Annotated in this window: 11 protein-coding genes; 1 reads left to right on the plus strand and 10 read right to left on the minus strand. The window is 63.4% G+C overall.

Going from position 1 to position 14,209, the window contains the following annotated elements; translation table 11 throughout:
• Positions 1–43 precede the first annotated feature (43 nt).
• From J3U95_RS23310 to J3U95_RS23350, 9 genes are all read right to left on the minus strand, one after another.
• Complete coding sequence (locus J3U95_RS23310; RefSeq protein ID WP_208281024.1) at positions 44–1,348, minus strand: sugar MFS transporter; 1,305 nt, start codon at positions 1,346–1,348, stop codon at positions 44–46.
• Between the two features lie 13 nt (positions 1,349–1,361).
• A complete protein-coding gene (locus tag J3U95_RS23315) occupies positions 1,362–2,330 on the minus strand; it encodes a glucokinase (RefSeq protein ID WP_208281025.1) in 969 nt (322 codons plus the stop codon).
• Entirely contained in the window at positions 2,327–4,849 is a 2,523-nt protein-coding gene (locus J3U95_RS23320; protein WP_208281026.1) for a glycoside hydrolase family 3 protein, read from the minus strand. Before J3U95_RS23320 ends, J3U95_RS23315 begins: the two co-directional genes overlap by 4 nt.
• 50 nt (positions 4,850–4,899) lie before the next feature.
• On the minus strand, positions 4,900–6,264 hold the full coding sequence (locus J3U95_RS23325; RefSeq protein ID WP_208281027.1) for a GH1 family beta-glucosidase: 1,365 nt from the start codon (positions 6,262–6,264) through the stop codon (positions 4,900–4,902).
• A gap of 130 nt (positions 6,265–6,394) precedes the next feature.
• Entirely contained in the window at positions 6,395–7,447 is a 1,053-nt protein-coding gene (locus J3U95_RS23330) for a LacI family DNA-binding transcriptional regulator (protein ID WP_208281028.1), read from the minus strand.
• Between the two features lie 80 nt (positions 7,448–7,527).
• Positions 7,528–8,574 (minus strand): ABC transporter ATP-binding protein, encoded by a 1,047-nt coding sequence (locus J3U95_RS23335; protein WP_208281029.1) that lies wholly within the window; start codon positions 8,572–8,574, stop codon positions 7,528–7,530.
• A gap of 5 nt (positions 8,575–8,579) precedes the next feature.
• Positions 8,580–9,440, minus strand: a complete 861-nt coding sequence (locus J3U95_RS23340) for a carbohydrate ABC transporter permease (RefSeq protein WP_208281035.1) — start codon at positions 9,438–9,440, stop codon at positions 8,580–8,582.
• 32 nt (positions 9,441–9,472) lie between these two features.
• Entirely contained in the window at positions 9,473–10,366 is an 894-nt protein-coding gene (locus J3U95_RS23345) for a carbohydrate ABC transporter permease (RefSeq protein ID WP_208281030.1), read from the minus strand.
• A gap of 4 nt (positions 10,367–10,370) precedes the next feature.
• Positions 10,371–11,621 carry an ABC transporter substrate-binding protein gene (locus tag J3U95_RS23350; RefSeq protein ID WP_208281031.1) on the minus strand — a complete coding sequence of 417 codons (1,251 nt, stop codon included), beginning with the start codon at positions 11,619–11,621 and terminating at the stop codon, positions 10,371–10,373.
• A 264-nt stretch (positions 11,622–11,885) separates the two neighbouring features.
• Between J3U95_RS23350 and J3U95_RS23355 the strand changes: the two genes are divergently transcribed.
• A complete protein-coding gene (locus tag J3U95_RS23355; RefSeq protein ID WP_370662106.1) occupies positions 11,886–13,085 on the plus strand; it encodes a cation:proton antiporter in 1,200 nt (399 codons plus the stop codon).
• A gap of 331 nt (positions 13,086–13,416) precedes the next feature.
• Here the strand turns inward: J3U95_RS23355 and J3U95_RS23360 are convergent.
• Positions 13,417–14,209, minus strand: a 793-nt coding sequence (locus J3U95_RS23360) for a hypothetical protein (protein WP_208281033.1), incomplete at its 5' end; no start/stop codon positions are given.

A 14,209-nucleotide genomic window follows, 5' to 3' on the forward strand; every position in this document is an offset into this window, starting at 1 on the left:
GCCCGCAGCATGCTGCGGGCCTTTTTTATTGCGCCGACTTCGATTACTCGGCCGCGATCTTCTGCTTGTGCAGGTTGGCGTACTTCACGCCGTAGTACATGATGAACAGGTAGCAGGCCGCCGGCACCAGGAAGGAGATCTGCAGGCCGATGGTGTCGGCCAGGATGCCCTGCACGAACGGCACCACGGCGCCGCCGACGATGGCCATGCACAGGATGCCCGAGCCCTGGCCGGTGAACTTGCCCAGGCCGTGCAGCGCCATGCTGAAGATGGTCGGGAACATGATCGAGTTGCACAGGCCCACCGCCACGATCGCCCACATCGCCAGGCTGCCCTCGGTGAAGGTCGCGGTCAGGACCAGCGCGATCGAGCCGAGCGCGGTAACCGCCAGCGATTTGCCCGGGCTCACATAACGCATCACGGCGAAGCCGATGAAGCGGCCGACCAGGGCGCCGCCCCAGTACATGCTGACGTAGCGCGCCGCATCGGCGTGCGACAGGCCGGCGATATGCGGCTCGCCGATGAAGTTGATCAGGAAGCTGCCGATGCTCACCTCGGCGCCGACGTACAGGAAGATGCCCAGCGCTCCCAGCACCAGGTGGCGATACGACATCGCGCCGCCCTTGGCGTCGACCGCCGCGGTCGATTCTTCGAAAGCGATCTTCGGCAGGCGCGCCATCGCGAACAGCACCGCCAGCAGCGCCAGTGCGGCGGCCAGGCCCAGGTAAGGGCCTTGCACGGCAGAGGCTTCGGCGGCCTTGTGCGCGGCCTGTTCGGCCGCCGGCAGCAGGGCCAGCTGGTCGGCCGAGAGGACCACGGTCGACAGGATCAGGATGCCGCCCAGCGCCGGCGCCACCGTGGTGCCGAGCGAGTTGAAGGCTTGCGTCAGGGTCAGGCGGCTGGCCGCGGTGCGCGCCGGTCCCAGTGCGGTGACGTAGGGGTTGGCCGCCACCTGCAGGATGGTGATGCCGCTGGCCAGCACGAACAGCGCGAACAGGAACATGCCGTAGCCGCCGTTCGAGGCCGGATAGAACAGGGCGCAGCCGGCGGCCGCGATCATCAGGCCGGTGACGGCGCCGTTCTGGTAGCCCAGGCGGCGAATCAGCGCGCCGGCAGGCAGCGAGACGATGAAATAGGCGCCGAAGAAGCAGAACTGCACCAGCATCGCCTGCATATAGGTGAGGGTGTAGATCGACTTCAGGTGCGGGATCAATACGTCGTTCAGCGACGTGATCAGGCCCCACATGAAGAACAGGATGGTGACGATGACCAGCGCGCCGGTGTGCTGGTTGTGTTCCCCGTCCACGGCAGCACTGGCCACGGTGGGGTTCTGGATTGGGTTCTGCATGGAGTCTCCGTTGTTATTGCAGAGTAGCGATATGACCAGACAGCATAGCCGAAACCCCGCGCAATGCGGGATATTGTTCGGTAATCAAGTAGGTCGGGATGCGCGACAGATAGTCGCCGAGACGTCCCTTGTCCTCGAAGCGCGCGCGGAAAGCCGATTGTTCGAAGATGGCGCCCAGGCGCGGCACGATGCCGCCGCCGATATACATGCCGCCGGTCGCGCCGAGGGTCAGCGCGACGTTGCCGGCCACGCTGCCCAGGATGGCGCAGAACACTCGAACCGAGCCTTCGCAGTCGCTTGACGAGCCATCCAGCGCGGCGGCGGTGATGTCGGCCGCCTTGAGGCGCTTGCCGGTGCGCGCCCAGTGGATCAGCTCCATGCCCATCCCGGACAACAGGCGTTCGGCCGAGACGTGGCCATACTCTCCCCAAAGCGCTTCCAGGATCGCGACTTCGTCGCGGGTGACGGGGGCGAAGCTGACATGACCGCCTTCGCCGGACAGCGCGATCCAGCGGTCTCCCGCCGGCACCACGCCCGAGACGCCAAGGCCGGTGCCGGGGCCGATCAGGCCGATCGTCCGGTTCGGCAGTTCGATGCCGCCGCCGATCTGCCGGCGGCCGTCCTGGGCCAGGTGCGGCAGCGACATCGCCAGCGCGGCGAAGTCGTTCACCATCAACAGCGTCGTCAGGCCGAGCTCCAGCCGCAGGGCTTCGATCGAGAACTGCCAATGGTGGTTGGTCATCCTGATCTCGTCGCCTTCGACCGGGTTGGCGATCGCGATCGCCGCATGGCGGACCGTATCGACCGCCAGCCCGCGCCCCCTGGCATTGGCGAGGTAGGAACGCATCGCATCGCCCAGCGTCGGATGGTCGCTGGCCGGCAGCACCTCGATGTCGTCGAATCCCGTGGAGGGATCCGACTGCAGGGCAAAGCGCGCGTTGGTGCCGCCGACGTCGGCCAGCAGCCGTAGTTCCTGCGTCATTTCAGTTCACCGCACTGCACGGCGCCTGCTTCCTTGGCCGCGCCGCCGGCGATCTCGATATTGGCGAAGGCCGCCGAGAATGCGGCGTCGCTGGTGACGGCGAACGGCGTATCGACCTTGGCCAGGTCGAGGCCCTTGGCCTGGAAGCAGGCCAGCGGAATCGCGACGGTGTTCTTGGCGCCGACGGCCAGGCGCTTGAACAGGGCGGTCGCATCCAGGTCGACGCTGGTGGAACCCTGGCGCATCGACAGCGTCACCTTGCCGGCCGGGGCCTCGGCGACGATGGTGTCGAAGCGCAGCGCGCCATCCTTGACCGCCGCCGCCGGCAGTACGATGGCGCGTGCGCCGCGCGCTTCCAGCGTGGCCGGACCGGTCCAGGCTCCCAGCTTGGCGTCCTGCTGGGTATTGACCTGGGCAGTGGTGACGGTGATGTTCGGCAGCTTGAAGCTGGCGTTCAGGTCGGCGCCGAGCACGGTGGTCTGCTGGCCGGAGCGGATCGCCAGCGGATAGCTCAGGCGGTCGGCCTGGCTGAACACCGGGAAGGTGTTGCCGGCGCTGCAGCCGCCTTGCGGATAGCTTTCATCCAGCTTGCCCAGCTTGGAGCGCGTGCCAGCCTTCAAGCCGTAGCCGTAGGCGAACAGCGGCGCATAATCCTTGTCGCCGACGTTCAGCTTGATCTGGCAGGCCGATTTCGGCCACGAGAACGGCAGCACGCCGCGGAAGTCATGGCGCTGCTGGCCTTCGATCAGCAGGTCGGACACGCCCTTGCCCTCCGAGCCCGGCAGCCAGGCCGAGATGAAGGTGTCCGAGAGGTTGAGCAGGTCGTTGGCGAACACCGGACGGCCGGTGACCATCACCGTGACCACCGGCTTGCCCTTGCCGCCGACGGCTTTCAGCACGGCGAGATCTTCCGGATAGCGGCTGGTGTGGCGCAAGGTGCCGGACGGGTGGATGTCGCCGTCGCCCTCGGCATACGGACGCTCGCCGATGACGGCGACCACGACGTCGAACTTCGAGACGTCGACTCCTTTCGCGTCCACGCTGAAGGTGACGTTGTCCTTGCCGGCCGCGTCAACGATGCCGGTCAGGATGGTGTCGGCATTTTTAAAATCGGCATTGGTGGTGGCGGTGCCCTGCCAGGTGATCGACCAGCCGCCGCTCTGGTTCGACAGCTCGTCGGCGCTCTTGCCCACCACGAGGATCTTCTGGCCGCGCTTCAGGGGCAGGGCCGGGCCTTCGTTCTTGAGCAGCACCAGCGATTCGCGCACCGCCTGGCGCGCCAGCGCACGCGCCTGCATCGCGTCGTCCTTGCCGGCATAGGCGTTCTGCACCGGGCTCTTGTCGAACAGGCCGGCGCGCAGCTTGACGCGGATGATACGCGACACGGCGTCGTCGATGCGCGACATCGGGATCTCGCCCGCTTCGACCTGCTTGATGGTGTTGGCGATGAAGGCCTTCCAGTCGTCCGGCACCATGATCATGTCGTTGCCGGCGTTGATCGCCTGGGCGCAGCTGTCGTTGCGGCAGCCTTTCACCTCGCCGATGCCGTTCCAGTCGGTGACGACGAAGCCATCGAAGCCCATCTTGACCTTGAGGATGTCGGTCAGCGCGTACTTGCTGCCGTGGAGCTTGCCGTATTCCTTGCCGCTGGCGGTATCAGTCCAGCTGTTAAACGAGGACATCACGGTCTGGGCGCCCGCCTCCAGGGCCGGGAAGTAGCCGGCGCCGTGGATGTTGATCAGGTCGCGTTCCGGGGTCTCGGTCACGCCGCGGTCCTTGCCGTTCCTGGTGCCGCCGTCGCCGATGAAGTGCTTGGCGGTGGCGATGGTGTTGGCATCGTCCTTGAACACACCCTGCATGCCCTTCACGTATTCGCCGGCGTAGCTGCGCACGACTTCCGGATGCTCGGCATAGCTTTCGTAGGTGCGGCCCCAGCGGTCGTCGCGCACCACGGCCAGGGTCGGTCCGAACACCCAGGCGATGCCGGTCGCGCGCACCGCCTTGGCGGTGGCGGCGCCGATCTCGCGCATCAGTTGCGGATTGCGCGCCGCGCCCAGGCCGATATTGTGCGGGAACAGGGTGGCGCCCGGCACGTTGTTGTGACCGTGCACCGCATCCGTGCCCCACACCACCGGCACCTTGATCGCCATATCGGTCTTCATCGAGGCCTCGTGGTAGGCCTGGGCCAGCGCCAGCCATTCCTTCGCGTCGGCCGCCTTGTTATTGTTTGGCCAGCTGCCGCCGCCGTTCAGGACCGAGCCAAGGTAGTACTTGGTCACGTCTTCCGGCTTGGTGGTCTTGATCTCGGGCTGGGTCATCTGGCCGACCTTCTGGGCCAGGGTCATCTTGCCGACGATTTCCTGGACCCGCTTCTCGATCGCGTCGTCCTTCTTGATGGCGCTGGTCACGCGCGGCCAGTCGGCCAGCCTGGTGTCGACCGGGGCGGCAGCGCCGCAGATGGCCGGCAGGGCCAGGGCGATGGAGAGGGCCAGCGTGGAAGGACGAAGCTTGAAGGTCATGGGTTGTCTCGCTTTATTGTTCGTTGAAGTAAAAGCTTATTCGTGAAAGCTCATTCCTGGCGCAGGAAGGAACCATACCATTTGCCGCTGTTCTTCAGGCGGCGCTGCTGGGTGGCGTAGTCGATGTGCACCAGGCCGAAGCGGCGCAGATAGCCTTCGGCCCATTCGAAGTTGTCGAGCAGGCTCCAGGCGAAGTAGCCCTTGATCGGCGCGCCCGCGTCGATCGCATCCTTCATGGCGGCCAGGTGGCGCATCAGGTAGTGGCGGCGCTGGACGTCGTCGATCTCGCCATCCGGGCCGACGGCGTCCTCGAAGGCCGAACCGTTTTCGGTCACGTACATCGGGCCCGGGTGGTAGTCGTTCTCGATGCGGGTGAGGAGTTCGGTAAAGCCTTCCGGCGACACTGGCCAGCCCATCGCGGTGATCTCGCCGCTGGTGGTCGGCAGCACTTTCGCGTCGAGGGGAGCGTGGCCGGCCTCGTGCTTGATCACTTCGGGGAAGTAGTAATTCACGCCCATGAAGTCGGTCTTGACGGCAATCGCTTCCATGTCGCCCGGCGCCACGTCGGGCGCCGCGGCGCCGAACCGTTCGCGCGTGGCTTCCGGGTAACCGCGGCCGAACAGCGGGTCGAGGAACCAGCGGTAGCGCAGGCCGTCGTGGCGTTCCATCGCGGCTTTGTCCTCCGCGCTGTCGCTGGCGGCGCGCAGCGGGTGCAGGCTGACCGCCATGCCTACTTTTGCATCCGGCACGTTGGCACGGATCAGCGGCACCGCCTTGCCGTGCGAGACCAGCACGTTGTGGGCGACCTGCAGGGCCGCCTTGAGGTCGGTCTTGCCCGGCGCATGCCAGCCTTCGAAGTTGCCGATGATCGCGGTGCACCATGGTTCGTTGTGGGTGATCCAGTGCTTGACGCGGTCGCCCAGCGTGCGCGTCATGGCGTCGGTGTACTCGAGGAAGGCGTCGATGGTGGCGCGGTTTTCCCAGCCGCCTGCGTCCTGCAGCGCCTGCGGCAGGTCCCAGTGGTACAGCGTGGCCCATGGCTGCAGGCGGCGTTCGAGCATGCCATCTACCAGGCGCGAATAGAAGTCCAGGCCCTTCTGGTTCGGCTGGCCCCTGACGCCGGTGTAGATGCGCGGCCAGGCGAACGAGAAGCGGTAGGCGTTCAGGCCCATGCCGCGCGCGATGTCGAAGTCTTCCGGCCAGCGGTGGTAGTGGTCGCAGGCATTCATCCCATCGGAGCCGTCGCGGATCGTGCCGGGGGTGGCGGCGAAGCGGTCCCAGATCGATTCCACGCGGCCGTCTTCGCGGCCGGCTCCTTCGATCTGGTAGGACGAGGTGGCGCAACCCCACAGGAAATCGCGGGCGAAATCGCTGCGCTGCGGCGCGGAAGGCTCGGGTCGGTTGGCAGTGGTCATGGTCTCGCTTCAGGTAATGGGTATGTTCTGATTAAATTTTTGGGAAAGCTTACCAATACATTGGAAAGCTTTCCAGTCTGGTGCCAAAAAAATGGCCGCGTGCGGCCCGCCGGAGCGTCGCATGCCTGCCTCATTTCTTTTTACTTGCCGTCTTGCTGGCGCGCTTCGGCTTGTCGCCACCGATCCTGGCCAGCGAGGCGCGCATGGTGACGCCGACCGGGAACGAGCGCGCCACCGGGCGTTTCAGGTCGTAGCAGCGGTTGAGCAGGGCATTGATGCCGTTCTGCGTCATCTCGCGCCACGGCATGTGCACCGACGTCAGGCGCGGCGCCGAGAACTCCGCGCTCGGCGTGTCGTCGTAGCCGATCACCGACAGGTCGCGCGGCACGCTGATGCCGGCTTCCTGGAAGTAGGACAGGGCGCCGACCGCCATCTCGTCGTTGGCGCAGAACAGGGCGGTGCACGGCGTCTTCGATTCGACCAGGGCCTTGGCGGCATGCCAGCCGCCCTGCGGCGAGAAGTCGCTCTCGACCAGCCACACTTTATCGGTATCGATGCCGTCGGCCTTCAGCTCGTGCATGAAGCCGTCGACGCGCGCCACGTTGTCGAGCAGCGCGCTCGGCCCGGCGATGACGGCGATGTCGCGGTGACCGTGGTCGAGCAGGGTGCGCGCCGCCAGGCGGCCGCCCTGCGCGTGGTCGACCGTGAAGCACTGCTCCGGGATGTCCTTGAAATCGTGGTTCAGGGCGACGATCAGGCGCCGCTTGCCGCCCAGGGCGGCAATGTCTTCGTCGAGCAGGGCGCTGGTCATCATGATCAGGCCGTCGCAGCCGCGCTCGATCAGGAACTCGATGCCCTCGATGGCCTGGTTGCGCGCATCGCCCAGGCCGACGCCAAAGGCGACCACCATGTGCAGGCCGGCCGCGCGCAGCTCGGTGTCGATGATCTGCAGGATCGGCGTGTAGAAGGTGCCGGACAAGACAGGGATGTAGACGCCGACCATCCGGCTGGTGCCAGACAGCAGTGCGCGCGCCGCGTGCGAGGGCCGGAAGCCCAGCTCGTCGATCGCCTTGCGCACGCGTTCGAGCGTGGCCGGCGATACCGAGCCCTTGCCGCTGACCACGCGCGAAGCGGTGCCGAGACCTACTCCAGCCAGCCGCGCTACGTCCTTGATTGTCGCCACCTGCGATCCCTATTTCATGAATACGTTAATCAAAACAACCGCCAAGCATACTGCATCCGCGTGCGGATGGCACCCATCCTTCATAACCTTTGACCGTTTTTAGGATCGAACAACGAAACACGGCCGGTGTCGATCGCGAAGCGCACCGCCTGGCCGGATGCCAGCGAACGTCCATCGTGCTCGATGCACGACAGCGCCTGTCCGCCGCAGTCGAGCCACACCACCTGGTGATTGCCCATCGGCTCGACCAGGGTGACCGTCGCGGTCAAGGGGCCGTTGTCGTCGATGTGGATGTGTTCCGGGCGCGCGGCCAGCGTCACCGCGCCGGCCGACGCACCGCCCGCGAATGGCAGCGTTATTGCACCGGCGCTGAAGCGTCCCTGCGCATCGACGCTGCCGTCGATGAAATTCATCGAGGGCGAACCGAGGAAGCCGGCCACGAAGCGGTTGGCGGGCGTGTCGTACACCTCGGCCGGCGTGCCGATCTGCTGGATGCGGCCGCCCTGCATCACCACGATGCGGGTCGCGAGCGTCATCGCCTCGGCCTGGTCGTGGGTCACGTAGATCATGGTCGAGCCGAGCGTCTGGTGCAGCATTTTGAGTTCGCGCCGCAGTTCGGCGCGCAGCTTGGCGTCGAGGTTCGACAGCGGTTCGTCGAACAGGTAGACGCCGGCTTCGCGCACCAGCGCGCGGCCGATCGCCACGCGCTGGCGCTGGCCGCCCGAGAGCTGAGATGGCTTGCGCTCTAACAGGGCATCGAGCTGCAGCATCTCGGCCGTCTTGCGCACGCGGCGCTGCACTTCCGCCTTCGGCGTGCCGGCGATTTTGAGGCCGAACGACATATTCTTTTCGACCGTCATGGTCGGGTATAGCGCGTACGACTGGAACACCATGCCGATGCCGCGCTCGCTTGGGTCGGCGTAGCTCATGTCGCGGCCGCCGATCTCGATCGCGCCGCCGGACAAGTCGATCAGGCCGGCAATGCTGTGCAACAGGGTCGACTTGCCGCAGCCCGAAGGGCCGAGCAGCACGAGGAACTCGCCCGGCTCGATCTGCAAATCGAGGTCGCGGATGATCTCGTTGCTGCCGCGGGTGATGCACAGTTTGCGCAGGTGGACGTTCGACATAGGGGTCAGCCTTTCACGGCGCCGGCGGCGATGCCGCGCACGAACCAGCGTCCGGAGATGAAGTAGATCGCCAGCGGCACCGCGGCGGTCAGGATGGTCGCGGCCATATTGACGTTGTACAGGCGGGTGCCGGTGGTGGTGTTGATCACGTTGTTCAGCTGGACCGTCATCGGCAGGTTCTCGCGGCCGGCGAACACCAGGCCCAGGATGTAGTCGTTCCAGACGCCGGTGACTTGCATGATCGCGGCCACGACGATGATCGGCAGCGACATCGGCAGCATCACCTGGATAAAAATGCGCCAGAAGCCGCCGCCGTCGATGCGCGCGGCCTGGAACAGCTCGTGCGGCACCGAGGCATAGTAGTTGCGGAACAGGAGCGTCATGAGCGGCATGCCGAAGATGACGTGGACGACCACGATCGCCGGCAGCGAACCGAACACGCCGGCATGCGCCATCATCCACACCAGCGGATAAATCATGACCTGCACCGGAATGAAGGCGCCGGCCAGCAGCACGCCGAACAGCACATTCGCGCCGCGCGGACGCCAGAACGACAGCGCGTAGCCGTTGACGGCCCCGAGCAGTATCGGGATCACGGTGCTGGGCACGGCGATCGCCACCGAGTTCCAGAAACCGTGGCTGACCGCGCCCCAGGCCGCGCGCCATGGCTCGAGCGTGGCGGCAGCGGGCAGGGCGAACACGTTCCCCATCCTGATCTCTTCCATCGGCTTGGACGAGGTGATGATCATGACGTACAGCGGCAGCAGGAAGAACAGGGCGGCGCTGAACAGGAAGGCATAGACGCCGAGGCGCGCCGGGGTGAACATGCGCTTGCGGCGCGCGGTCTGGGTGGCTTGGCCGGGCATGGGTGGCGCTATCGCCTGCAACGAATGGTGGCTCATGCATGGCCTCCATTCAGGCGCGCGCGGCGGCTGCGGGTATAGGCGTAAGGCGCGAGCAGGGCCAGCACCGGGATCAGGAGCGTGACCGCGCCGGCCGAGGCCAGGCCGATGTTCGAGCGCAGGAACAGGTGGTCCATGATGAACTTGGCCGGCACTTCGCTGGCGATGCCGGGGCCGCCCTGGGTCATCGCGACCACGGCGTCGAACAGTTTCACGACCGCGGTGGACAGCAGCAGGAATACGGTAGCAACCGACGGGCCCAGCATCGGCAGGACGATTTGCAGATAGACGCGCCAGGCCGGGATGCCGTCCAGGCGCGCGGCTTTATAAATCTCGGGATCGATGCCGCGCAGGCCGGCCAGCATCAGCGCCATCACCAGGCCCGAGGCCTGCCACACGGTGGCGATGACGACGGTGTAGATCACCAGGTCCTGGTGCACGATCCAGTCGAACGAGAAGCCTGGAAATCCCATCTGGCGCACGGCGCCTTCGATGCCGCTGCCCGGCGCCAGCAGCCATTGCCATACGAGGCCGGTGGCGATGAAGGACATCGCATACGGGTACAGGAACACGGTGCGCAGCAGGCCTTCGCCCTTGACGTTCTGGTCGATGAAGACGGCGAGCAGGAAGCCGATGATCATGCAGGCGAGGATGAAGGCGACGCCGTAGACGGCCAGGTTGTGCAGCGACAGCAGCCAGCGCTCGTTGTCGAACAGGCGCACGTACTGCGCCGCGCCGATGAAGTTATCGGACGGGAAGGTGCGCGAGGCCGTGAACGAGGTGCGCAAGGTCCACAGCGCGCCGCCGATGTAGGCGCCCAGCACGACCAGCGCCATCGGCACGAGGGCGATATGAGGGGCGAGGCGGACGTGGTAGCGTTGGGCGAGCATGGCGTCAGTATTTGAGAGCGTTGGCGATGCTGCGCTGGACCCGGTCGACATTCATGTCCATATTCCAGTAGGCGGTCAGGATGTCCTGCATGGCGCCGTTCTGGTCCGGAGTCAGATAGACCTCGGTGACGCCCAGCTGGCGGCTGCGGTCCTTGACGATCTCGATGCCCTTTTGCGCGCACAGGTCGAGCTGCGACGCATCGGCATCAAGACGCACCGGGATCGAGCCTTTCAGCTTGCTGAACGAGACTTGCAGCTCGGGCTGCGACACGACGTTGGCCAGCAGCTGCTGGGCCTTGATCGCGTCGGCCTTGTTCGTGCGCGGGAAAACGAACACGTCGCCCTGCATCAGGTAGGGCGTGTCGGGCTTGAGGCCGGGGATGCAGCCGTAGTGCTGGCCGGGCAGCTGGCCGGCATTGGTGAACTCGCCCTTGGCCCAGTCGCCCATCACCTGGAAGCCGGCCTTCCCGCTGATGAGCATCGCGGTGGCGTCGTTCCAGTTGCGGCCGGGCGAACCGGGATCGACATAGGACTTCATGCGCTTGAAGGTGAGCAGCACGTTGCGAAACTGCGGCGACAGGATCGTGGCCTGGTCGCGGTCGCGGATCACTTTCAGATACAGTTCGCGGCCGCCGATATTGGCCAGCAGGCTTGAAAACAGCACGGTCTCCTGCCACGACTGGCCACCGTGGGCCAGCGGCACCAGGCCGGCGGCCTTGAGCTTGTCGAGGGCGGCGAAGAGTTCGTCGATGCTGGTCGGCTCCTTGTCGATGCCGGCTTTCTGGAAGGCGGCCTTCGAGTACCAGATCCAGGTCTGCATGTGGATGTTGAGCGGCACCGCGTAGTAGTGGCCGTCGTGCTTGATGACGTCGATCAGCGGTTCGGGCAGGATGCGGTCCCAGTCCTGGGCCTTGGCGACCAGGTCGACGTTGTTGAGCATGTCCTGCTCGATGACGTCGGTGAACTGCTTGGAAGTGTTGAACTGGGCGGCCGTCGGTGGATTGCCGCCGATGATGCGGTTGATGGTGACGGCGCGCGACTGGTCGCCGCCGGCGATGGCGCTGTCGATCCACACACCGCCGGCGGCGCGGTAGGCCTGGGCGACCTGCTTGACGGCGCTCGATTCGCCGCCCGAGGTCCACCAGTGGATGACTTCCGCCTTGGGCGCGGCAGCGTTGGCCAGTGCGATGCCTGGCGCGAAAGCAGCGGCGCACAGCCATGCGCAGGCTGCAGCCAGGTTGCGGGGTGTGACCATCTTGTCTCCATTGGCGCCGTTATTGTTTTGGTAAGTTTGGAAACGTTACCATCGGCTTGGCCCGACTATAGCACCGGGTTAATTCTCGGTCAAACTAATCTTGCATTATGTTATTTTGACACGAATCTTCAGGGAAACTTCACGTTATAGATTGCTGTGTGCTGATATTTACGGGGATACTCGCGGGAGAACGTGGGGCTCGTCCTGGAGCGGGCGCCTTCACCATAATAATTATTAGCTTGAGACAGTCCGATGCACAGCGCAATGAGTACCACCGAAATCTTCCTGATCGCGATGTTGCTGATCTTTGCCGTGCCTTATCTCATCTGGCGGCTCGGCAATACGGATTACTTGGCGCCGCTCGTGGTCGTGCAGATCATCACCGGCGTGTTGCTGGGGCCTGGCGTGCTGGGCAAGGCGTATCCAGAGTACTACAGCTTCGTTTTCAATCCGCAGGTCATCCAGACGCTGAACGGGATTGCCTGGTGGGCGGTCATGATCTTCGTGATGCTGGCGGGGATCGAGCTCGATCTCAAGAAGGCGTGGGAGCATCGGCGCGAGAGTTCCATCACTGCCGGGCTGGCGCTTGGGGTGCCGTTGGTGTTCGGAAGCGTCGTTGCGGCGGGCATGCTCGGCTATTCCAGGTGGATCGGGGCTGGGGCGCAAAGCTGGCAGTTCGTGCTGGGTGTGGGCATGGCGTGTGCGGTGACGGCGTTGCCCATTCTGATCCTGCTGATGGAGAAGCTGGATATCTTGCGGCAGCCGCTGGGGCAGCGCATCTTGCGGTATGCCAGCCTGGACGATATCGCGATCTGGGGTGTGCTGGCGCTGATCCTGGTCGATTGGGAGCGGGTGGGGCGGCAGTTGGGATTCTTCCTGATGTTTATCGTCGCGACCAAGCTATTCCGGCGCTTGATGGTGAGTATTCCGGAGCGGGATCGGTGGTTCGTGATGCTGGTGTGGCTGATCGTGTGCGGGTTTGCGGCTGACTGGGCCGGGTTGCACTATATGGTGGGGGCGTTCTTGGCCGGCGCCGTCATGGATGCGGAGTGGTTCGACCAGGAGAAACTCGATTTCCTGCGCCATAACGTATTGCTAATATTGATGCCTGTCTTCTTCTTGAGCACCGGCTTGCGCACCAATTGGGCAGTGGGAGGGGCGGCGGTGTTCGTCGTGGCGGCCGTGCTGCTGGCGGCGTCGGTGTCGGGCAAGCTGGTGGGCGTGCGGATCGCCGGTCGCATTCTCGGGTGGAGCAAGGAAGAAGCCTCGATCATCGGCTGGCTGCTGCAGACCAAGGCGCTGATCATGATCATCTTTGCCAATATCCTGCTCGACAAGGGTGTGATTACTAGCGAGACCTTCACGGCATTGCTGTTGATGGCGATCGGCAGCACCATGATGACGATTCCGGTGGTGTATCCCAAGCTGCGGCAGGGGACAGAGCTGTTGCTCAAGGCAAGATAAGCGATAGCCGCCCATAAAACAAGAGCCCAGTCACGAGGACTGCGTTTGAATAACTGGTGCCGACTGCTTACATCGAACCAGCGTTCTAGCCTATATACTAGTAACGCTAAATGCACTGCGAAAAGTAATAATCATAATGCTCAATTTTGAGCGAAAGCGGTATTATACGAGGCCCGAAAATGTAATGGCTTACTTATTCCGATACGAGCTGATACTGGACCTGTGCATTGATGACTTCATGCGCATGATAAAAATCGCTAGTTCCTTCGGAGAATTTGATTATGTACTGGGCGTCCAATAATTCGTCATCGCGCTAGTAAGATTCATTAAATTAGAGTGCAGTCGTGCTCGGTTCTGCTGCTCTGAGTCGTTGAATTAATATATCGTATTCAGCAAATAAAGCATCACTAAAGCGCCTCGCGACAGCTAGCAATGCAGGACACGACCCGGACTGCAACTGCACGAAATCGTTCTGAATTTTTATATTGGGAAGTAATGCGAGGAAATTTACTAGATTTTGGTCGCGCTTTGCGCCTAAATATCCCTCCTCATGAATCAAAATGTTTCGAAGTCGAAATATATTGCCCATTTCATCCCAGAGGATTTTGGGTGGTCCATTGAAATTTCCGACTTTACTAAGGTAATTTTTATGCTGCTCCAATACCGCTCCACTTTTGATGTCTTTTATCGTGAGAGGACAACGTTCTAAAACGCGGACTAGCTCGCAAATTTTACCTAGAGTCGCCTCTACTTGGCTACATATCTGGGTGCAAAATGCTGATCGAATACGAGTGCCTATTACATCTTCCCAGTGAACCGGAAAATTCCAAGCCCAAAATTCTTCCACGTCATCCGGATTCAGCGCATTAGCTTCAGCCTTAAGCCGCTCGACTTCAGTACTGGTCGATGATTCGATGAATTCTTCCATCGTTTTGATAAAAAAACCAGCTTGACGAAACTCTTCATTCACCATCATAGGAGTCATAAATCCCTTACTGTAAAGGGCTTTGTTGCATAAATCAATTGAGCGCGTAGTACCCCAAACCCCAGACGGATTTACGGCATGGTCACCGCTACGGTCGTGGGCGTGCCCAAGCGCGTGAAGCGATTGAGGATGGCGGCAC

The organism is Massilia oculi (assembly GCF_017582745.1).
GTDB lineage: Bacteria > Pseudomonadota > Gammaproteobacteria > Burkholderiales > Burkholderiaceae_D > Telluria > Telluria oculi_A.